This window comes from Corallococcus sp. M7 (assembly GCF_054512695.1).
Genome location: NZ_CM137252.1, coordinates 902,529 through 921,931 on the forward strand (window position 1 = coordinate 902,529; position 19,403 = coordinate 921,931).

Here is a 19,403-nt window from a genome sequence, read left to right on the forward strand (position 1 = left end):
CGTTGTGCCCGCGCGTCAGGAGCTGCAGCTCACCACCAGGTGCCGCCCCCACGTGGGCGGCGAGGCCGCGTAGGCCTCCTGGCCGGGGTGCTCGTCGAAGGGCGCGGACACCAGCGCGAGCACGCGGTCCACCTCCGCGAAGTCCCCCTCCTGTGCCCGGGCGATGGCCTGCTGCGCCACCCAGTTGCGCAGGACGTACTTCGGGTTGACGCGGTCCATGCGCGCGTGGCGCTCGGCGTCCACGCTGCCTTCCGACTCCAGGCGCGTCCGGTAGCGCTCGGCCCACCCGTCGAAGCCCTCCGGCGGCAGGAAGTGGTCGCGAAGCGCGTCGTTGCGAGCACCGGGGCTTGCGTCGAACCGGTTCAGCGCGCGGAAGAAGCGCGTGTAGTCCACGTGCGAGCCGGCCATCAGCGCGAACAGGTCCTCCAGCAGCGAGCGGTCCTCGTCGCGGGCCTCCAGCAGGCCCAGCTTCTCGCGCATGCGCGTGAGGAAGTGCCGGGCGAACGTGGGCTGGAAGAGGGTCAGCGTGGCGCGCGCCTCATCCTCGGAGATGAGCGTGAGCAGCGCCTCTCCCAGGCAGGCCAGGTTCCACAGCGCCACGCGCGGCTGCTGGTCGAACGCGTAGCGGCCCTGGTGGTCGGAGTGGTTGCAGACGAAGCCTGGGTCGAAGTCGTCCAGGAACCCATAGGGGCCGTAGTCCAGCGTGAGCCCCAGGATGGACATGTTGTCGGTGTTCATCACGCCGTGCGCGAAGCCCACCGCCTGCCAGCGCGCCACGAGCTCGGCGGTGCGCTCCATCACCTCCGCGAAGAAGCGCGCGTGGCGGCCCTCCTGGCCCGCGAGGTGCGGGAAGTGCGCGGCGATGACGTGGTCCGCGAGCGTGGCCACGTGGCCGGGCTGCTCGGTGTGGTGGAAGTACTCGAAGGTGCCGAAGCGCACGTGCGACGGGGCCAGGCGCACCAGCATGGCGCCGGTCTCCACGTCCTCGCGGTACACCGGCGTGCGGCTGCCCAGGATGCACAGGGCCCGCGTGGTGGGGATGCCCAGCGCGTGCAGGGCTTCCGAAGCCAGGTACTCACGCACGGTGGAGCGCAGCACCGCTCTGCCGTCACCGCCGCGCGAGAAGGGCGTGGGCCCGCCGCCCTTCAGGTGCAGGTCCCACCTGCCGCCATCCGGACCGCGCGCCTCGCCCAGCAGCAGCGCGCGGCCGTCTCCCAGGCGCGGCACGTACACGCCGAACTGGTGCCCCGCGTACACCATGGCCAGGGGCTCCATGCCGGGCAGCGGCGTGGCCCCGCCGAACACGCGCGCGAACTCCGGGCGCGCGGCCTCCTCCGCGTCCAATCCCAGCAGCCGCAGGGCCGCCGGGTTCACGCTCACCACGTGCGCGTCCGGGAAGGGCGCGGGGGCCACCCGGGCGGCGAACCCGGGGGGCAGGCGGGCGTAGGTGTTGTCGAAGACGAGCTGTTCGAGCGAGGCCATGGATGGAAACAACAGACGTCAGGGAACCTGCATGCCCCGCTGGACCGCGGGACGGCTGCCCACGCGGTGCAGGTACTGGATGATGTTGGGCAGGTTCATGAAGAGCTCCGGGAAGAAGTCCCGCGAGCCCTTCAGCCACGGGTACGTGGCGATGTCCGCGATGGAGTACGTGGTGGCCAGGTAGTCCCGCGACGACAGCTGCTGCTCCACCACGCCCAGGATGCGCTTCGCCTCCGTCTGGAAGCGGTCGATGGCGTAGGGAATCTTCGTGGAGTTGAAGCGCCCGAAGTGGTTGAGCTGGCCGAGGATGGGGCCGATGCCGCTCATCTGGAACATCAGCCACTGCGTCACCTCCGCCTTGCCGCGCGGGTCGGTGGGCATCAGCGCGCCCGTCTTCTCCGCCAGGTAGAGCAGGATGGCGCCGGACTCGAAGAGCGCGAACGGACGGCCCCCCGGCGCGTCGTGGTCCACGATGGCCGGAATCTTGTTGTTGGGATTGATGGCCAGGAACTCGGGCTTGAACTGGTCTCCCTTGGAGATGTCCACCGCGTGCGTCTTGTACGGGATGCCCAGCTCTTCCAGGGCGATGGAGATCTTGCGGCCGTTGGGGGTCTTGAACGTGTACAGGTCGATCATGCCTTCACTCCCGTGAGCTCTTCGCTCACCTGCCAGAGCCGCTCCGCGAGCGCGTCGTTCCGGGCGGCGGACGACGGCTTCGCCTTGCGGCATTTGATGAAGTATTCGCCGCTGACGCCCGCCACCTCCGGCGACGACGCCAGGTAGATGGAGGTCCGCGCGCCCTTTTCGGGGGAGAGCATGAAGGGCCCGGCCAGCTTGATGAGGTGCTTGAAGAGGCCCTCGCTGTTGTGCCCGAAGCCCGTGCGCACCGCGCCGGGGTGCAGCGCGTTCGCGGTCACCTGCGTGCCGGCCAGCCGCTTCGTCAGCCCGCGCGAGAAGAGGATGTTGCTGAGCTTGGCGTTGCCGTAGACGCGGATGCCGTCGTAGCGGCGCCTCTCCGTCTGCGGGTCGTCCAGGAAGTCCGAGTACGCCAGCCGGTGCCCTTCCGAGGACACGTTGATGATGCGCGCCGGTCCGCTCGCCACCAGCAGGTCGCGCAAGAGGTGCGTGAGGAGGAAGTGGGACAGGTGGTTCGTGGCGAACGTGGCCTCGTAGCCATCCACCGTCACCTGCCGGCGGTCGATGATGAGGCCCGCGTTGTTGAGGAGCACGTCCAGCCGCGAGTGCCGGGCGCGGAACGCCTTCGCCAGGTCGCGCACGGACTGGAGCGAGGACAGGTCCGCGAGCAGCGTCTCCACCTGGGCTCCGGGGGCGGCCTCGCGCACCGCGGCGACCGTGGCCGCCGTGCGGGCCTCATCCCTGCCGGAGAGCACCAGCGTGGCCCCCTTTCGCGCCAGCGCCTTCGCCGTCTCCTGACCAATGCCACCGGTGGCCCCGGTGATGAGGCACACCTTGCCGTCGAGACGGTCTTCGGGAAGCCCTGCCGCCATGGGACGCGTCCTCCTGGAATCCGGGGACGCGTTCTATACGCTCCCCGCCGTCCCCGCGCAGGAGAACCTGCCGGGGAGGCGGAAGGCGGGTGGCGTCAGCGTCAGGTGGTGGCCTGGCTGATGTCCTCGGCCTGACGGTCCCGGCGGTTGCCGCCCTTGGGGGGCAGGGTGACGCCCGCGCGCACGTCGCCGTTGAGGTGGCTCTCCAGGAACCAGAGGTCCTCCTCGGTCTCGCCCAGGGTCTGGGTGAGGAGGTCCGCGGTGACGGGGTCGTTCACCTCGTCGGACTTGGTGATGCCGTCGCGGAGGCTGGCGGCGTAGCGGCCCACGCGCTCCACCAGCGCGCGGATGTGGGACTCGCCGTCCACGGCCTGCAGGTCGTATTCGGGCAGCTGGCTGTTGTTGGTGGCCAGGCGGATGGTGCCCTGGGCGTAGCCGCCCAGCGCGCCCGCACGCTCGGCGTACGAGTCCGCGTGCTTGCGCGCGTGCTTGGCCACTTCGTCGAAGAGCAGGTGGCGGCTGTAGAAGTGCGTGCCCCGGATGTTCCAGTGGGCCTGCTTCACCTGCCAGTGCAGGTCGATGGCGTTGGCGAGCAGCGTGTTGAGCATGTCGATGAGCTCTTCGCGCGCGTCCTGGGGAAGGTTCACGTGGCTGGTCGTGTACATGGTCCTGATCCCTCGCTGGGTGGTTTGCGCGCGGCAGGCCGTCGGCATGACGTCTCGGCGCTTCCCACAGGGTGGGGATGGGACGGGTCCTTGGCCATGGCGCGGCGTGCGCCGCCTGGCCGCCCGGCTGGCTCGGAGGGCGGGCGGCCGGGCGTATTCGCTGATCAGCCCGCGTCGGGGGCGGTCAGCCGGGCGGCGACCTCCGTGGCGGCGCGCTCTCCGGACTCCACCGCGCCGTCCAGGTAGCCACAGCCCTCGATGGCCGTCTCGGTGCCCGCCCAGTGCACGCGGCCGAACGGGGCCCGCAGCGCGTCGCCCATGGCGGTGAGGGTGCCGGGGCGGGGCAGGCCCGTGTAGCAGCCGGCGCTGAACGCCTCCTGCTTCCAGTCCAGCGCGGCGATGGCCACGGGTGACAGGGCCTGGGGGCCGAAGAAGCGCGCGAAGTCCGCGAGCGCCGCGCGGTGGAGGTCCTCCGCGGGGCGGCCGGTCCACGCGCGGGCGGTGTCGCCCAGGAAGAAGCCCACGAGCGCGGGGTGGTGGCCCTGGGGGCCGCAGTCGTCGAAGCACAGGCGCACCGGGCCCACGTCGCTGACGGCCTCGCCGGACAGGCCCGCCTCGCGCCAGAAGGGCGTGGCGTAGGTGGCCACGACCTTGATGACGCTGCCCATGGGGATGTCCGCGTGCGCGCGGCGGCGGCCCGGCGGCAGGTCCGCGCCAAGGTCGATGCGCTCCGCGAGCGCGGGCGGAGTGGCCACCACCGCGTAGCGCGCGCGGAAGGTCCGGCCGTCCTCCGTGGTGGCGGTGACGCCGCGCGCGTCCTGGAGCACGGCCTTCACGGGCGCGGAGAGGACGACGCGGCCCGCGGGCAGCGCCTCCGCCAGCCTTTGTGAGAGCGATTGCGCCCCGCCCACGAAGCGCTCCGCCTGCGCGCCGCCCTCGATTTCGGTGAGTGGCATGAGGCCGCCGTTGGAGTGCACGTAGGAGAGGAAGTGCAGGAAGGACAGCTCGGAGGGCTCCGCCGCGAACACCGCGCGGGTGGCGATGTCCAGCGCGGCGCGGGCGCCCCAGGTGGGCACGTGGCGCTGCTTCCACTCCTCCACGGTGAGGGCGTCCCACTCGGCGGCCTTCGGCGCGGCGGCGGGCTGTTCGCGGGGGACGCGCTTCGCCAGCCCATCCAGCTTCCAGATGATGCGCTGCAAATCCAGCAGCGACAGGAGGGGCAGGGACGGGACCTTGCCCTGGTACGTGCGGCGCTCGCCGCGCACCTCCAGCACCTTGGTGCCCTGGTGGTGCTGGGCAAAGCGCTGGAGGCCCAGGCCATCCGCGAGCTTGAGCACGTGGCGCTGCCGGGGGCCCACCCACTGGCCGCCCAGGTCCACGAGCCCGCCGCCCAGTTCGCGTGTGAGGGTGCGGCCCCCCACGCGGTCGCGCGCCTCCAGCACGGCGACGGTGGCGCCGGTGCGAGCGATGTCCCGGGCCGCGGTGAGTCCCGCGACGCCCGCGCCGATGACGACCACGTCCGCGCTTTCACCCATGGTGCGGCGGACTCTATGCCGGAAGCGGCGGGTGGCTAGGATGCGCGCGGCACGTCAGAAGCGAAGGGTGGAGGACCGGATGTTCGCGTTGGAGATGGTGGAGAAGGTGCGGCAGGTGTCGCCGGGCGCGGCGAACGCGCTGACGACGTTGGCGGTGAAGAACATCGTCCCGCTGGCGAAGGCCATGGGCTACCGCGTGGACGAGGTCACGGACGCGCGCGTGAAGGCCACGGTGCCGCTGGACCGCAAGACGAAGAACCACGTGGGCAGCGTGTACCTGGGCGCCCAGGTGACGGTGATGGAACTGACGATGGGCGTGATGCTCTTCCGCCGCTTCCCGCCGAGCCAGTACAAGATGCTGGTCAACCGCATGGAGGTCGCCTTCCACGCGAAGGCGAAGACGGCGGTGAGCGCGGTGTGCGAGCCGGGCGAGGAACTGCTCCAGAAGCTCGCGTCGGAGCTGCGCGCGACGGGCGACAAGGCGGAGGCGTGGATTCCGGTGCGCCTGCTGGGCACGGACGGCCAGTGTGTCGCGGAGTCGCGGTTCCTGGCCGTCTTCAAGCGCGGGTAGCTAGCGAAGTGGTTGTGTTTGCGTGGAGTGCTTAAGGTCAAGCGCCGTGTCGGGGAGTGCTAATGCCAACTAGAAACAGGCAGCATGTAATTGAAGAGGAGTCTAGGCGAGCATTCGGAAATGCCACTCCAGCCGAGTGGGTGGTCAGGCCTCAGGAGAGCGACTACGGGATCGATTTGCAGGTGCAAATTTTCGAGAATAGCAAGGCGACAAATCTGTTTTTCTTTGTTCAATTGAAGGGTTCAGACTCACTCGATGTTGATGGCGAGGTTGCTGGTTATCGGTTTAAGACGGAGCGCCTGCGTCATTATTTGGAGCTGGCAATTCCGGTTATGCTAGTGGCGTATGATGCCAAGAGTCGGCGGCTGTATTATGATTGGGTTCATGCCATCTGGGCCGGTTTGGATGCCGAGGGGGTAGGCAAGTGGCACATGCAGGAAAGTGTTGCTGTGAAGTTGGCGCATTCGCTGGGGGTTGATTGTCAAAAGACGGTTTCGTCTGAAGTGAAGCAATTTTATCGCGAGCGTGTTGGGGAAATGGCTGTTGCAGGCCCCGTTACCGTACAGATCTCCGTGAGCGGAACAGTGACGGCCGAGGAGTCTCGGAAAGTCACTGCTGATTTAGTCTCATGGGCTGCGAGGAAAGATCGCAGCGGGAAAATTAGGTTTGTGGAGCGTGATGCGGAACTGGAGCTTGCTGTTGGGGTCGAAGAGCGCTGCTTGGTATGGAGACGCCTTCGGTCTTCTGGGAAAATTGATTTCGGCTCAATGCAGACAGGGGTCGCCGGGGCAAGTTTTGCTGCTTTTGTTCGGGTCTATTTTTGCTTAATGCTATCGGCCGCCGGACTTAAGGAGCTTGCGCTGGAATTGTTGCGCGACATTCTTCTTGAGGCGGATGAGGCGTTTTCTGATCTGTTGCTGGTGGTGTTTCAGCCGCAAGTATCTTTGTTGTTTTCTAAGGCGAAGCGCTCGCATGAAGGGGTCTACCTAGCGGAGCTTTTGCTTGGCAAAGGGCATGTCGATGCTGCCATCGCGCTCGCTGGCGCTGTGACCGCGAGCGGTACTGAGTATGTTCGACAGGAGTACAGGGTCTTGCTTAAGCAAGCCTTGGCGATGGTAGCTGATGAGGCGAAGAGAGCGTCGATTCTGTATAGTTTGGCAAATAGCTTGAGGTGCTCCGGTTTCGGCAAGGAGGCTTTTGCTAATTACCTAGCAGCAGCACAATTGGATCCAGGATACTACGAGCGCCAATATTGGTGGGCCGAAGTAGGAGGGAGTTTATTTGAAGCGGGTTGCTATAGGCTGTCTAGGGTCTATTATGAGATGGCGGCTGCCCTGGCGGAAGGTGGAAATGCTGAGGGCAGAAGAGTCACTGCTCTGTTGGCAGATGTTCTTCTGATGTTGGGGGATTATCCAAAAGCCCGAGACGTGTTTGGAATGGCTCTGAAGGATGAAGAACGTCCAGTTGCTGAGTTTGTGCTGAAGAGATGGATGGCTGGCTTCCTTGCTGCGCGATTTGGTCGTCAGTTCCGACGCAAGGAAACAGCATTGAGAATGGCGCGTGATGCGTATCTGCAGCCGACTGAACGTCAGGAGGCGCTGCTTGGTGAGGTGATGCTGATTGACGCGTTGTGCGGATTTGCGTGGTTCAACTATGCAGAGGCTCTCGTGCAGCGTGGTGGGGAGGATGGAGTTGGAGCCAGACTGGTTACGGCTATACTTACATTTGATTGGGACTGCGAAGCGTCGGCGCTTGCTGTCTTGATGCTGTATTTATCTGGGACTAAAGAAGCTTGGTTCTTGATGGCTGCGCTTCTTGACGAGGCAGTGAGAAGACAGGGGGGCGGTTTCTGGCTGGCTATCGAGCGGTCTGCCAGTTTCCCGGTAGGCAAGGAGAGCCAAGTTGGCGAGTTCTTGGAACACCTGCGCGAGGTCGCGAGGATGGGGACTCTGATATTTAAACAGCCATCGGATGATGGATTTACGTTTAGGTTGCTTGCGTAGACTGCTGTCTGCTGACGTTGGCGTCTTCCATCAGGAAGTCGCCAATGGTCTTCCACATCGCCTCGAACTGGGGGCGGCGGAAGCCGGAGCCGGAGATGAGCCAGTCCACGTGCGGGGGCTGGTGCGCCGGCTGGTCGAAGTGGCCAATGGCATCCAGGTGGTCCGCGCGCACCGCCGTCAGCACGCGGCCGTACACCTGCGAGCGCGTGGGCACGATGCCGTCGCACGCGGTGGGGCCGGGCATGGCGCCGTAGGCCTGCACCAGCGCCGCCGTCTGCGCGGGCGTGTGCAGGGGCAGCTGCGTGAGCGGCATCCGCTGCGTCTGGCCGTACACGAACGCGTAGATGGTGTGCGTGAGCTGCGCGTACGGATCCAGCCCCGCCGCCAGGCGCGTGCGCAGCGACGGCGGCCGGGCCTGCGTCACCACGGAGCCGTAGCGCACGCCGGGCCGGTCATGCGTGCCGCCGTTGAACAGGTCGATGCCCTCCGGCGTGAGCTGGGGGATGAGCGACGTGTCACGGCCCACGTCCCACAGGAACTTCGTCACCGCGTCGCGCCGCTCGCTGGAGAAGTCCCCCAAGAGCTGGTCGAAGAGCTGATCCAGCAGCGTGGCCTTCCACCCCAGCTGATCATCCGCCCGCGACATCAGGTGCCCGAAGCGGAACACCACGCTCAGGGGCAGCCGGCCGAAGCGCAGCACGTACATGGTGAACAGCGACAGCAGCTTCAGGAGCTGCTGACCGAAGAGGCCCAGGAAGAACGTGGCCAGCGGCGTGCCCGCGTGGGGCGTGGACAGCGTCACCACGGAGCGCACGCGGCGTGCGAAGGGCTCCAGCTCCAGCGCCTCCGACACCTGTGCGCCGGGAGAGACGAACAGGCGGGCGTCCAGGCCTCCGGTGGAGTGGCCCACCAGGTGGATGGGGCCGTCATCCCCGGAGGCCGTCTCGCTCACGGCCTTGAGCAGGTCCGCGGTGCGCTGGCGGATGGAGGCCGTGGGGTGCGAGACGATCGTCACCACCTCCGCGTCGACTCCCCGGCGGGCGAGGTCCTGCTTCAGGAACTCGTACGCGTGGCCGAAGTAGAGGAGCTCGCCCAGGTTGGTGAAGCCGAAGAATCCGGGGACGAGGTAGACGTGGTGCTTCACGGACATGGGTCGCCCAGCATACCCCACGCTCCCGGGATGGGCTTGGAATACCCGGCGTCCCACGGGGTTGACGCGCGCCCGGCCGCGTTGACAGAACCGGCCGTCCGTTTCCCCTACCCACGAAGGAAGACTCTCCGTGTACCGCACACTGCTCGCGCTTGGCCTGCTGTCGTCCCTCCCCGCCGTGGCGGAAGAGGGCATGTGGACCTACGACGCCTTCCCCGCCGCCCAGGTGAAGAAGGCCTACGGCTTCGAGCCGACCCAGGCGTGGCTGGACAAGGTGCGCCTGGGCTCCGTGCGGCTCGCGGGCGGCTGCTCCGCCAGCTTCGTGTCGCCGGACGGCCTGGTGATGACGAACCACCACTGCGTGCGCAGCTGCATCGAAGAGCTGACGACCGCGAAGGACGACCTGCTGGCGAAGGGCTTCCAGGCGAAGTCCGCGAAGGAGGAGCGCCGCTGTCCCAAGATTGAAGCCAACCAGCTGGTGGAGATGACGGACGTCACCGAGCGGATGAACACGGCGACGAAGGGGCTGACCGGCGCGGCCTTCAACACCGCGCTCAAGAAGGAGATGGCCGCGGTGGAGGGCGCGTGCACCACCGGCACGGACGTGCGGTGCGACGTGGTGACGCTCTACAACGGCGGCAAGTACCAGCTCTACAAGTACCGCCGCTTCCAGGACGTGCGGCTCGTCTTCGCGCCGGAGTTCTCCATGGCGGCGTTCGGCGGGGACGCGGACAACTTCAACTTCCCGCGCTACGGCTACGACGTGTCCTTCGTGCGCGTGTGGCAGAACGACGCGCCGGCCAAGAGCCCGGACTACCTGCCGTGGGCGAAGGAGGGCGCGAAGGAGGGAGACCTCGTCTTCGTCTCCGGCCACCCGGGCGGCACGGAGCGCAAGAGCACGGTGGCGGAGCTGGAGTTCCAGCGTGACGTGGCGCTGCCCCAGACGCTGCTCCAGCTGTCGGAGATGCGAGGCGCGCTGCGCGAGTTCACCAGCGCGTCGCCGGAGCGCTTCCGCGTGGCGCGCTCCAGCCTGCGCGGCGTGGAGAACGGGCTGAAGGCGCTGAAGGGCCGGCAGGAGACGCTGGCGGATCCGACGGTGCTCGCGCGCAAGCGGCAGGAGGAGGCGGAGCTCAGGAAGCGCATCGACGCGAACCCCCAGGCCAGGGCGCTGACGCAGGGCATGTGGGAGGAGACGGCGCAGGCGCTGGACGTGTGGCGCCGGATGATGAACGACTACCGGATGAAGGGCGCGGGGGACGCGTTCCGCTCCGACCTGTTCTCCTACGCGCAGGCGCTGGTGCGCGCGGCGGATGAGCTGCCCAAGGCCAACGCGGAGCGCCTGCGCGAGTACACGGATGGCCAGTTGCCCGCGCTCAAGCAGCGGCTCTTGCGCGAGGCGCCCATCCCGGCGGAGCTGGAGACGCTGACGCTGACGTTCGGCTTCAACAAGCTGCGCGAGACGCTGGGCGCGGATGATCCGTTCGTGCGGCTGGTGCTGGAGAAGGAGGCCCCGGCGGACCTGGCGAAGGCGCTGGTGAAGGGCTCCAGGCTGGGCGACGTGAAGGTGCGCCAGGCGCTGCTGGAGGGCGGCAAGGCGGCGGTGGACGCGTCGAAGGATCCGATGATCGTCCTGGCGCGCAAGGTGGACGCGGAGACGCGCGCGTCGCGCAAGCGCTACGAGGACACGGTGGAGGCGGTGCTCAAGCGCAACGGCGAGCGGCTGGCGAAGGCGTACCTGCTGGTGAACGGCACGGCGGGCGCTCCGGACGCGACGTTCACGCTGCGGCTCAACTACGGGCAGGTGAAGGGCTGGGATGACAACGGCAAGGCCGTGCCCGCGCTGACCACGTTCGGCGGCGCCTACGGGCGCGACACGGGCAAGGAGCCCTTCAAGCTGCCGGCGCCGTGGGTGAAGGCGAAGGGGAAGGTGCCGGACACGACGCCGCTGGACATGGCGACGACCAACGACATCATCGGCGGCAACTCCGGCTCGCCGGTGGTGAACCGGGACGGGCAGGTGGTGGGGCTCATCTTCGACGGCAACCTGCCGTCGTTGGGCGGGCGCTACCTCTATGTGCCGGAGACGAACCGCGCGGTGGCGGTGCACGGCGACGGCATCATGGCCGCGCTGGAGCACGTGTACGGCGCCACCCGCGTGGTCAACGAGCTGAAGGGCGCGCAGGCGGCGTCCGCGGCTCCGGCTCGCTGACGACGGCGACGCGGTCCCGGACCTGTCCGACGGTCGGACAGGTTCGGGAGGATTCAGCGGTCCATTGGCTTCCGGAGCCGGGCCTTCTCGGCACGCTCAAGAAGGCCTTCCGCTTCCAGTGCCGCGCGCACGGCGGGGATCGAGCCACGGTGTTCCTTGAAGCGCTGGAGGAACAACCGCACCCAGTGCGCCGGAGGTTCTTGATGTCCCCAGGTGCGGACGGCGTTGCCCCAGGGATGCCGCGTCAGGGTGTCCAGGAAGGGAAGCACGTCATGCAGGCCCATGAGCGGCCGGTGCGGCGGAAGTCCCTTCCTGGGCCAGGCCCCCTGGTTGCGCGGCGCGGATGCCTGGGTGTGGCGTTCGCGCAGGAAGCGGTTGAAGGTGCGGTGGCCTTCGGGCTCCTGGATGAGCGCGCGCAGCAGACGCGCCTGCTCTCCTCGATCCAGCAGCGCCCCCTTTCGCTGGGCCTGCCTGTGCAACCAGTAGCGGTTGCGCCACGCCTTCTCGATGGGGTCCTCGAACGCGGTCGCGTGCTTCGCGTGACCCAGCGCGTGCTCGCCGATGACGCCCCTGGGCAGCAGGCTGCGCACGTGGCTCAGGCGATCCTCCCGGCGCATCTCGCGCGTGCGAGCGGTGGCCCAGCGGATGAACGGCATCACCTTGTCGCCGTCGCGCCGCCAGCGCACCTCCATGCTGATCTCCTTGCGCTCCCACGGCGCGAAGGAGGGCAGGTCGTCCTCCACGTCCCCGGCCTTCATCCACACCGCCAGCTCCTGGCGGGCCTCCTGGCGGGCCGCGCGGTGGATGCGCTCAAGCGCCTCGCGTGCTTGCTTCCGGTGCTTCGACGGCAGCAGCGAGCGCGCCATCTGCCGGACCTTCTCGTCTGAGTGGATCATCGCCCGCGGGCCTCCGTGGCCGGCGCGGACGTGGCGCGCACCCATCACCTGACTCGCATCGGACGTCTCCCACCGCGACGCGTCGGGTGCAGGACAACCGCGGTCCAGAACCTCCCGGGTGCTTGGTGCGTCGCGTCAGGAAGTCGCTACCGTAGGGATGCGGACCTGGATCCGCCTCTGTCTTCGCACGGTTGCGTTCCCCGGAACGTCTTCCGTCCGGGCGCCTTCCCGGGGTGGTTGGGAGCTGGCGCCCGACGTGCGGTAGCATCTCGGGTGTCTCACGCCGGGGGGAGGGAGGATGCACGATGGTGGTGGAGGCCCCGGAGCCCCGGACGATGTCGGCCATCATGTTCACGGACATGGAGGCCCCCGCAGGTCAACGTTGGCGAGATGAGTCGCTACAACAAGCGCTGCATGAGGAGCACGGCCAACTGGTGCGCGGACTGCTCGCGCGTCACGGTGGCCGCGAGGTGAAGCGCCTGGAAGAGGGCGGCTTCCTCCTGGAGTTCGAATCAGGCCCGCCCGCGGTGGCCTTCGCGCTGGAGTGGCGCGCCGCCGTGGATGCCCGCAACCGCGCCGTCCCCACCGAGCGCCGGATGTCCGTCCGCGCGGGCGCGCACCTGGGCATGGTGGTGCACCGCGACGGCGACGTGTTCGGCGAGGGCGTCAACCTGGCGGCCCGCATCGAGTCCCTGGCGCGTCCGGGCACCGTCTACGTCAGCGAGACCGTGGCCGCGCAGCTGGAGGGACGGCTGAAGGCGCCCCCCGTGAAGCTGGGCCGCAACGAATTGAAGAACATCCGGCTGCCGGTGGCGGTGTTCCGCATCGACTCGCCGGCGGAGGGCCGCGGCGAGCGGGCGCTCCTGTCTCGCGTGCGTTCACTGCTGGGCCGTAAGCGCGAGCGCGCGGACGGTTGAGGCTTGTGGCCGGACGCGCGGCGGTATGGTGCCGCGCCATGTCCGAGCTCACCCTGGTCGTTGGTTCCAAGAACTACTCCTCGTGGTCGCTGCGCCCCTACCTGGCCCTGGCCCATACCGGCCAGCCGTTCCGGGAGGTGCTGGTGCCGCTGGACACGCCGGAGACGGCGGCACTCATCGCCATGCATTCACCCAGCGGCCGGGTGCCGGTGCTCAAGCACGGCGACACGGTGGTGTGGGATTCGCTGTCCATCTGCGAGTACCTGGCGGAGGCCTTCTCGGAAGCGAAGCTGTGGCCGGAGGACCGCGCGATGCGCGCGATGGCGCGCTCGGTGACGTCGGAGATGCACTCGGGCTTCACGGCCCTGCGCACGAACCTCCCCATGGACCTCACCGCGCGCAAGACGGTGCCGGGGGTGGACGCGCCGGGCGTGCACGCGGACGTCGCGCGCATCCAGGCACTGTGGGCGGGCTGCCGCGAGCGCTACGGCAAGGGCGGGCCCTTCCTCTTCGGCGCCTTCACCATCGCGGACGCGTTCTTCGCGCCCGTCATCACCCGCTTCGTCACCTACGGCGTCCCGTTCCGTCCGGAGAACGCCGCGTACCGCGACGCGGTGCTGGGCCTGCCCGCGATGATCAAGTGGACGGAGGACGCCCGGTCCGAGCCGCCGCTCGCGCGCTACCGCTAGCTCACAGCCCCAGCGACTTCAGCTGCGCGTCGAACGCGGGCGCGTCCGTGAAGACGAACCCGCGCAGTCCCAGCGCGCGGGCCGCGTCCACGAACTCCGGCAGGTCGTCGAAGAAGACGGCCTCGTCCGGCGCGCAGCCCGCCTTCTGGAGCGCGAGCTGGTAGATGGCCGGCTCCGGCTTCACGTGCCCCACCTCGCAGCTCATCACCAGCGCGTCGAAGCGCTGGAGCACGGGCAACAGCGGCTTCAAGTAGGCCACGTGCAGCGCGTTGGTGTTGGACACCAGCACCAACTTCACGCGGCCCAAGAGCCCCTCCACGCGCGGCAGCACCGCGTCGTGCACCTTGAAGTGGCTGCTCCAGATGGGCGCGAACTCCTCCATGGGCAGCTCGACACCCAGCGCGCCGCAGACGTCCTGGCGGATGCCCTCCGCGTCCAGCAGGCCCCGGTTCGCCGCCGTCCAGCCCGCGCCGGTGAGCCGCCTGGCGGCCTCTTGCGGCTCCAGCCCCGCCCGCGCCGCGAGCCTCGCGAAGAGCAGCGCGTTGTCGTGGAACACCAGCACGTTGCCCAGGTCCAGCAACACGGCCTTCACGGCGGGGACAGCGGACACGATGGCTCCTGTTTCAGATGCGGTAGGCGCGCGCGACGCCTTCCATCTGGCTGGCGACTTCCTGCAGCCGCTTCGCCGCGCCGGTGGTGGACTTCAGGCTGGTCTGCGTCTCCGTCATCATGGAGGACAAGTCCGTCACCGCGCTGAAGATCTGCGCGATGCCCGCGTTCTGCTGGTTCACCGCGCCGGCGATCTGCCGCGCCGCCGCGGCGTTGTCCTGGACGATGGTGGCCAGCTCCTTCAGGTGCTCGCCGCTGGTGCGCACCTGCTCCAGGCCCTCCGCGACGCTGGAGTGGCTCTGCTCCGTCATCTTCGCCGTGGAGATGATGGCGTGGCCCAGGTCCCCCAGGATGTCGCGCACCTTCTCCGTGGCCTGGATGGACTGGTCCGCCAGGTTGCGGATCTCACGCGCCACCACGCTGAAGCCCTTGCCGTGCTCACCGGAGCGCACGGCTTCGATGGCCGCGTTGAGCGCGAGCATGTTGGACTGGTCCGCCAGGTCCTTCACCGTCTGGGTGATGCCGCCAATCTGCTGCGTGCGCTCGTTGAGCTGCACGATGCGCATGGCCATCTCCCCGGACTGCTCGTGCAGCCCCTGGAAGCCGCCCAGGCTGTCGCGGATGGCGACCTCGCCCGCGCGGCCCACCTCCTCCGCGCGCGAAGCCACGCCCAGCACCGTCTCCGCCTTCTCCGCGGCCAGCAGCGACGTCTGCTTGATCTCCTGCGCCGTCACCTGCGTCTCCTGGAGCGCGGCGGCCTGGCGGGCCACGTTGCGCTCCTGGACCTCGGACGCGAGGTTCAGCTCCGCCACGGTCTCGCTGAGGACGTGCGTGCCCTCCTGGAGGCTGGTGGCCGTCTCGCGCAGGTTCTTCATCATCTGCGCGAAGGCCTGGGTGAGCTCGCCCACCTCGTCCCGCCCCGCCTTGACCTCCATCTCCTGCGTGAGGTCGCCCTCCTTCACCACGCGGCGGACCACCTCACCCAGCGCGCGCAGCGGCCGGGTGATGCCGCGCGCCAGCACCCACGAGCCCAGCCCCACCGCCGCCACGAAGAGGGCGGCCAGCCCCAGCACCAGCCGGCGCATCCCGTTGAGGGGCGCGTAGGCCTCCGCGGGGTCCACCTGGGCGACGAACCTCCACCCGTCCCCCACGTCGCGCACCTCCGAGCCGTTCACCGCGACCACCGCCACGCGGCCCGAGTCGTCGTGCTCGCCCTGGCGCGTGTCGAAGAGCGTCCGGCCGTCCGCGCCTTGAATCTCCAGCGAGAAGCTGGCGTGGCCGCGCAACTGGGCGCGGGCGAGCGCGGGCTTCACCAATTCTCCCACCTGGCCCCAGTCGAACGCGGCGAGCAGCACGCCCAGCCGCTGGCCGCGCTCGTCCATCACCGGCACCGCCAGCGGCAGCACGTGCACGCTGTAGATGGGGTCCTCCGCCTCCACGCCCTCGGCGGTGGTGGCGCCGGCCTGCGCCTTCTGGAACCACTGCGCCCTGCGCACCGCCTCCGCGCTCCCGGTGTACGCCTCGCGCAGCGCGGGCGTGCTGGCGGAGACCGCCGCGCCGTCGTCGCTGAAGAGCACGATGCCGTTGAGGGTGAGGTAGCGCCGCTGCAGGAGCGACAGCATGGCGTCGCTCGCGGTGGGGTCCTTCGTGCGCAGCGCCTGGCGCAGGACGGGGTCCTCCGCCCAGCTGTGGGCGCTCGACTCGCGCTCCGCCAGGGTGGACTCCAGCAGGTCCTTGAACCCCTCCGCCTCCATGCGCAGGGAGGTGTTGATCTGCGCCTCCGTCTGCTGGCGCATCAGCTTGTCCTGGAGGCCGGTCAGTGCCAGCAGCGGCACGCACGACACCAGGGTCATGTACAGCAGCAGCCGCCCACGCAGCGTCAGGGACGGCAGTTTGAAAGAAGGCATGGCACGCCGGCGCGAAGAGAAGGACCCGGATTCCTATACCAGAACCCGGGCCCTGAACCCCCTGGCCGACTGGCTGCCTACAGCACCGGCACCCGGTCAGGCAGGTCCCTCGCGGGCAGGTTGGAATAATCCGCGTCCAGGTCCAGCCGCACCCGCTGCTTCACGCGCGTGCTCAAGAGCCCCCGGAGCAGGCCCAGGAACCCCGGCGGGGCCGCGATGACCAATTGGTCGAACGCGTGTGTGTCCACGCCCTTGTCCAGGCGGGCGGACAGCTCCCGAGCGAAGCGCTGGTGCTCCAGCTGCCGCCGGCCGTCCGGCTCGTTCTCCGGCACCGGGCCGTGCAGCGTGCCCGCGTTGGGGTTGTCCGCCTGGTTGAACAGGTCGACGGGCTTGGCTCGGCTCTCGTCATGTTGGAACTGCTCGATGAGGTCCCACTTCTCCGCCTTCGCGTCCGTGGCGAAGAGCCGGGCGCGACTCGCGTTGGCCACCAGGATCCAGAGCCTCTTGTCCGCCATCTTCACGCCTCCTTGTCTCTTGAGGGATGCGGACCCCCACCGGCCCCGGCAAGCTTCCCCCACCGAGCCGACTCCCCGCCGTGCGGTGGCCAGGCGACCTGTCCGCCGCCCCCTTCGCGGGAGCGGGAAGACGAACGGGAACACTCCGCGTGCCCCCCGGTGCTGACGACCTCCGCCCACGTTGACCCGCCGCATCCAAGCGGCGACCATCGTGCGCCGGGGGAACTGGATGGGAGTGGGCTGTATGGAGAAGTATTTCAATGTCCGTGGACTCAAGGTGCGCGGTCGCCGCACATGCCACCTGTCCATCCGGTACACGGCGGGTGAATCGTCACGTGCCGAAAGTTTTTCCGTCTCTCGAGCAATAGATGTCCTCCCCTGGGTTGCAGGGTCGACCGGGCATGGAAACCTGATCCCCCCATGGGCACCGACGACCTCCTCGCTCACACAGTCCTGTCCGAATCGGGTGACGCCGTGACCGACGGTGGCGGAGCGCCGATCGTGATGCCGCCGGCCGGACAGGAGGCGCAGGAAGGCGCCGTGCTGGGCAACTACCAGCTGGAGAAGCTCCTGGGCGAAGGGTCCATGGGCCGCGTCTTCCAGGCGCGGCACGTGCGGCTGGGGCGCCAGGTGGCGCTCAAGGTGCTCAAGCCGGAGCACGCGCGGGACAGCTCGTTCGTGCAGCGCTTCTTCCAGGAGGCGCGCACCGTCAATCAGATCAACCACGAGCACATCGTGGAGGTCTTCGACTTCGTGGACGAGTCGCCCGACGGGCACGTCTACTGCGTGATGGAGCTCTTGCGCGGCCAGAGCCTGGCGGCGCTCCTGAAGGAGGAGGGGCTGACGCTGGAGCGCGTGCAGCGCATGGGCGTGCAGGTGTGCGCGGCGCTGGGCGCGGCCCACCAGGTGGGCGTGGTGCACCGGGACATCAAGCCGGACAACCTCTTCATCACCCAGCGCTCCGGACAGCAGGACTTCGTGAAGGTGTTGGACTTCGGCGTGGCGAAGCTCATCACCACGCAGACGGGCGTGAGCCTCACCGGCACGCTGGACGGGACCATCATCGGCACGCCGGCGTACATGGCGCCGGAGCAGGCTGCGGGCCTGCCGGTGGACGCGCGCGCGGACATCTACGCGGTGGGCAACATCCTCTACGAGATGCTCTCCGGCCACCCGCCGTTCCAGGCGCCGGCCTTCGGGCAGCTGGTGGTGCAGATCATCACCCAGCCGCCGCCGCCCTTGCCCTCGCACCTGCCTTCGGGTGAGCGGGTGCCGCCGGAGCTGGCGCAGTTGGTGATGCGCTGCCTGGCGAAGGAGCCGGAGGCGCGGCCCCAGCAGCTGGCGGAGGTCACCACGGCGCTGCTGCTGATGCCCACCGCGCCGGCCGCGGAGCCGCGCACGGACGCGCTGGTGGTGGAGGAGGCGGAGCGGCCCACCCTGCGCATGCGGGTGCCGGGGCTGCTGCGCTCCCGGCGGCTCCAGGTGTCCGTGGGGCTGGCGGCGCTCGCGCTGGTGTCCGGCATCACCACGTGGACGGGGCTGCACTCGATGCGCGCCTCGCATGCGGAGCAGGCTCCGGCGGCGGTGGCGTCCACCCCGGACGCGGCCGCGCGGGGGACGCCGGTCGCGGGCGCGGCGGATCCGGTGACGCTCACGGTGCACTCGTCGCCGCCGGGCGCGAAGGTGGTGCGCGTGGACACCGGCGAGGAGCTGGGCGTCACGCCGCTGACGAAGGCGCTGAGCCGGCAGTCCGTGCCGCCACAGTTGCGTGTGGAACTCGCGGGCTATGTTCCGCTGGAGCGGACGGTGGATTTGAAGCAGGGTGCCGCCGCCGCGGAATTGTCCGTGCCGCTCGTGAAGGCGAGCCCGGGGCCGCGTCGTGCCCCCGCGCGTGCGCCGGGCCGCAAGGGAGGAAGCCGGGATGCGGTCATTGATCCGTTCGCGTCGCAGTGAGCCCAGGGCCCTGAGCCTGGCGCTCGCGCTCGCGCTGGGGGCGCCGCTCCCGGCGGTGGCGGCGGAGGATGCGACGGCCACCGCCGCGGACGACCAGGCGCGGGAGAAGTTCTCCGAGGGCAACCTGGCGTACGACCTGGGCGAGTTCGACCGGGCGCTCAAGGCCTTCAGCGAGGCGTACCGCCTCAAGCCGCTGCCCGCGTTCCTCTTCAACATCGCGCAGTGCCACCGGCAGCTGAACAACCCGTCGCGCGCGTCCTTCTTCTACCGGCGCTACCTGTCGCTGTCGCAGGGGGAGCCGGCCAACGCGGACGTGGTGCGCGAGCTCATCGCGGAGATGGACACGAAGGCGCGCGTCCAGGAGGAGCAGCGCCGGGAGCGCGAGCGCTTCGCCCGGGATCGCGAGCTCCAGAAGGCGCGCGAGCAGGCCGCGCTGGCGGAGGCGAGGGCCAACGAGGCGAAGCTCGCCGCGAATCCGTCCGCCGCCGCGCCGGAGAAGAACGGGGCCTCCCAGGCGCTGGCCATGCAGGTGCCGGACGCGTCCGTGAAGACGGAGGCGGAAGCTTCCAAGCCGTGGACGCGCCGCTGGTACGTCTGGGCGGGCGCGGGCGCGGTGGCGCTGCTTGCGGGTGGCGCGGTGTGGGTCGCCACGGCGCCCAATCCCCGGGACACGACGCTCGGCACCGTAGGGCGCTAGGCGGCGGTCCGAAGCCGCCGGATCGGCCGGGCCTTCAGCGCCGCGGCGAGGCGGCACGGCCCCGCGTCGGCCTTGGTGCGACGAGGCGGCACGGTCT

General features: G+C 69.1%; 17 protein-coding genes. 7 read left to right on the plus strand and 10 right to left on the minus strand.

The window, feature by feature from the left end; genetic code table 11:
- Nucleotides 1-15: 15 nt before the first annotated feature.
- The 5 genes from ACX114_RS03835 to ACX114_RS03855 all read right to left on the minus strand — a co-directional run bounded on the left by ACX114_RS03835 (nt 16) and on the right by ACX114_RS03855 (nt 5,190).
- Complete coding sequence (locus ACX114_RS03835) at nt 16-1,482, minus strand: protein adenylyltransferase SelO (protein ID WP_459294815.1); 1,467 nt, start codon at nt 1,480-1,482, stop codon at nt 16-18.
- An 18-nt stretch (nt 1,483-1,500) separates the two neighbouring features.
- Entirely contained in the window at nt 1,501-2,118 is a 618-nt protein-coding gene (locus tag ACX114_RS03840) for a glutathione S-transferase family protein (protein WP_459294817.1), read from the minus strand.
- Nucleotides 2,115-2,990, minus strand: a complete 876-nt coding sequence (locus tag ACX114_RS03845) for an SDR family oxidoreductase (RefSeq protein WP_459294819.1) — start codon at nt 2,988-2,990, stop codon at nt 2,115-2,117. The genes ACX114_RS03840 and ACX114_RS03845 overlap by 4 nt, the downstream gene beginning before the upstream one ends.
- Before the next feature lie 101 nt (nt 2,991-3,091).
- Nucleotides 3,092-3,655 (minus strand): DNA starvation/stationary phase protection protein Dps, encoded by a 564-nt coding sequence (dps, locus tag ACX114_RS03850; protein ID WP_459294821.1) that lies wholly within the window; start codon nt 3,653-3,655, stop codon nt 3,092-3,094.
- Between the two features lie 164 nt (nt 3,656-3,819).
- Nucleotides 3,820-5,190 (minus strand): flavin monoamine oxidase family protein, encoded by a 1,371-nt coding sequence (locus ACX114_RS03855; protein WP_459294823.1) that lies wholly within the window; start codon nt 5,188-5,190, stop codon nt 3,820-3,822.
- Between the two features lie 40 nt (nt 5,191-5,230).
- On the opposite strand from ACX114_RS03855, the gene ACX114_RS03860 reads away from it, so the two are divergent.
- Nucleotides 5,231-5,761: a DUF4442 domain-containing protein gene (locus tag ACX114_RS03860; protein WP_459294825.1), complete on the plus strand. Its 531-nt coding sequence runs from the start codon at nt 5,231-5,233 to the stop codon at nt 5,759-5,761.
- 62 nt (nt 5,762-5,823) lie between these two features.
- Entirely contained in the window at nt 5,824-7,764 is a 1,941-nt protein-coding gene (locus ACX114_RS03865; RefSeq protein WP_459294827.1) for a DUF4365 domain-containing protein, read from the plus strand.
- Here the strand turns inward: ACX114_RS03865 and ACX114_RS03870 are convergent.
- Nucleotides 7,748-8,914: an esterase/lipase family protein gene (locus ACX114_RS03870; protein WP_459294829.1), complete on the minus strand. Its 1,167-nt coding sequence runs from the start codon at nt 8,912-8,914 to the stop codon at nt 7,748-7,750. The genes ACX114_RS03865 and ACX114_RS03870 overlap by 17 nt on opposite strands.
- A 130-nt stretch (nt 8,915-9,044) precedes the next feature.
- Between ACX114_RS03870 and ACX114_RS03875 the strand changes: the two genes are divergently transcribed.
- Nucleotides 9,045-11,123, plus strand: a complete 2,079-nt coding sequence (locus tag ACX114_RS03875; protein ID WP_459294831.1) for a S46 family peptidase — start codon at nt 9,045-9,047, stop codon at nt 11,121-11,123.
- Nucleotides 11,124-11,176: 53 nt separating this feature from the next.
- Here ACX114_RS03875 and ACX114_RS03880 read toward each other — a convergent pair whose 3' ends face one another.
- Nucleotides 11,177-12,019, minus strand: a complete 843-nt coding sequence (locus tag ACX114_RS03880) for a hypothetical protein (RefSeq protein ID WP_459294833.1) — start codon at nt 12,017-12,019, stop codon at nt 11,177-11,179.
- 305 nt (nt 12,020-12,324) lie between these two features.
- Between ACX114_RS03880 and ACX114_RS03885 the strand changes: the two genes are divergently transcribed.
- Nucleotides 12,325-12,936: an adenylate/guanylate cyclase domain-containing protein gene (locus tag ACX114_RS03885; RefSeq protein WP_459294835.1), complete on the plus strand. Its 612-nt coding sequence runs from the start codon at nt 12,325-12,327 to the stop codon at nt 12,934-12,936.
- Nucleotides 12,937-12,974: 38 nt separating this feature from the next.
- Entirely contained in the window at nt 12,975-13,625 is a 651-nt protein-coding gene (locus tag ACX114_RS03890; RefSeq protein WP_459294837.1) for a glutathione S-transferase family protein, read from the plus strand.
- Nucleotide 13,626: 1 nt separating this feature from the next.
- Here ACX114_RS03890 and ACX114_RS03895 read toward each other — a convergent pair whose 3' ends face one another.
- The 3 genes from ACX114_RS03895 to ACX114_RS03905 all read right to left on the minus strand — a co-directional run bounded on the left by ACX114_RS03895 (nt 13,627) and on the right by ACX114_RS03905 (nt 16,656).
- Nucleotides 13,627-14,235, minus strand: coding sequence for an HAD family hydrolase (locus ACX114_RS03895; protein ID WP_459294839.1), 609 nt, complete (start codon nt 14,233-14,235; stop codon nt 13,627-13,629).
- A 13-nt stretch (nt 14,236-14,248) separates the two neighbouring features.
- On the minus strand, nt 14,249-16,141 hold the full coding sequence (locus tag ACX114_RS03900; RefSeq protein ID WP_459294841.1) for a methyl-accepting chemotaxis protein: 1,893 nt from the start codon (nt 16,139-16,141) through the stop codon (nt 14,249-14,251).
- A 77-nt stretch (nt 16,142-16,218) separates the two neighbouring features.
- Nucleotides 16,219-16,656: a host attachment protein gene (locus ACX114_RS03905; protein WP_459294843.1), complete on the minus strand. Its 438-nt coding sequence runs from the start codon at nt 16,654-16,656 to the stop codon at nt 16,219-16,221.
- A 420-nt stretch (nt 16,657-17,076) separates the two neighbouring features.
- Here ACX114_RS03905 and ACX114_RS03910 point away from each other — a divergent pair, with 420 nt between their 5' ends.
- Together ACX114_RS03910 and ACX114_RS03915 are read left to right on the plus strand one after the other, a co-directional pair.
- Nucleotides 17,077-18,609: a serine/threonine-protein kinase gene (locus tag ACX114_RS03910; RefSeq protein WP_459294845.1), complete on the plus strand. Its 1,533-nt coding sequence runs from the start codon at nt 17,077-17,079 to the stop codon at nt 18,607-18,609.
- Nucleotides 18,578-19,306, plus strand: a complete 729-nt coding sequence (locus tag ACX114_RS03915; protein WP_459294847.1) for a tetratricopeptide repeat protein — start codon at nt 18,578-18,580, stop codon at nt 19,304-19,306. The genes ACX114_RS03910 and ACX114_RS03915 overlap by 32 nt, the downstream gene beginning before the upstream one ends.
- Nucleotides 19,307-19,403 lie beyond the last annotated feature (97 nt).

Coding starts and splice junctions, on each gene's coding strand:
- ACX114_RS03885 (WP_459294835.1), top strand. CDS start 12,325: ATGGTGGTGGAGGCCCCGGAGCCCCGGACGATGTCGGCCATCATGTTC.
- ACX114_RS03865 (WP_459294827.1), top strand. CDS start 5,824: ATGCCAACTAGAAACAGGCAGCATGTAATTGAAGAGGAGTCTAGGCGA.
- ACX114_RS03855 (WP_459294823.1), bottom strand. CDS start 5,190: ATGGGTGAAAGCGCGGACGTGGTCGTCATCGGCGCGGGCGTCGCGGGA.
- ACX114_RS03905 (WP_459294843.1), bottom strand. CDS start 16,656: ATGGCGGACAAGAGGCTCTGGATCCTGGTGGCCAACGCGAGTCGCGCC.
- ACX114_RS03910 (WP_459294845.1), top strand. CDS start 17,077: ATGGGCACCGACGACCTCCTCGCTCACACAGTCCTGTCCGAATCGGGT.
- ACX114_RS03835 (WP_459294815.1), bottom strand. CDS start 1,482: ATGGCCTCGCTCGAACAGCTCGTCTTCGACAACACCTACGCCCGCCTG.
- ACX114_RS03870 (WP_459294829.1), bottom strand. CDS start 8,914: ATGTCCGTGAAGCACCACGTCTACCTCGTCCCCGGATTCTTCGGCTTC.
- ACX114_RS03845 (WP_459294819.1), bottom strand. CDS start 2,990: ATGGCGGCAGGGCTTCCCGAAGACCGTCTCGACGGCAAGGTGTGCCTC.
- dps (WP_459294821.1), bottom strand. CDS start 3,655: ATGTACACGACCAGCCACGTGAACCTTCCCCAGGACGCGCGCGAAGAG.
- ACX114_RS03840 (WP_459294817.1), bottom strand. CDS start 2,118: ATGATCGACCTGTACACGTTCAAGACCCCCAACGGCCGCAAGATCTCC.
- ACX114_RS03860 (WP_459294825.1), top strand. CDS start 5,231: ATGCGCGCGGCACGTCAGAAGCGAAGGGTGGAGGACCGGATGTTCGCG.
- ACX114_RS03890 (WP_459294837.1), top strand. CDS start 12,975: ATGTCCGAGCTCACCCTGGTCGTTGGTTCCAAGAACTACTCCTCGTGG.
- ACX114_RS03880 (WP_459294833.1), bottom strand. CDS start 12,019: ATGATCCACTCAGACGAGAAGGTCCGGCAGATGGCGCGCTCGCTGCTG.
- ACX114_RS03915 (WP_459294847.1), top strand. CDS start 18,578: ATGCGGTCATTGATCCGTTCGCGTCGCAGTGAGCCCAGGGCCCTGAGC.
- ACX114_RS03900 (WP_459294841.1), bottom strand. CDS start 16,141: ATGCCTTCTTTCAAACTGCCGTCCCTGACGCTGCGTGGGCGGCTGCTG.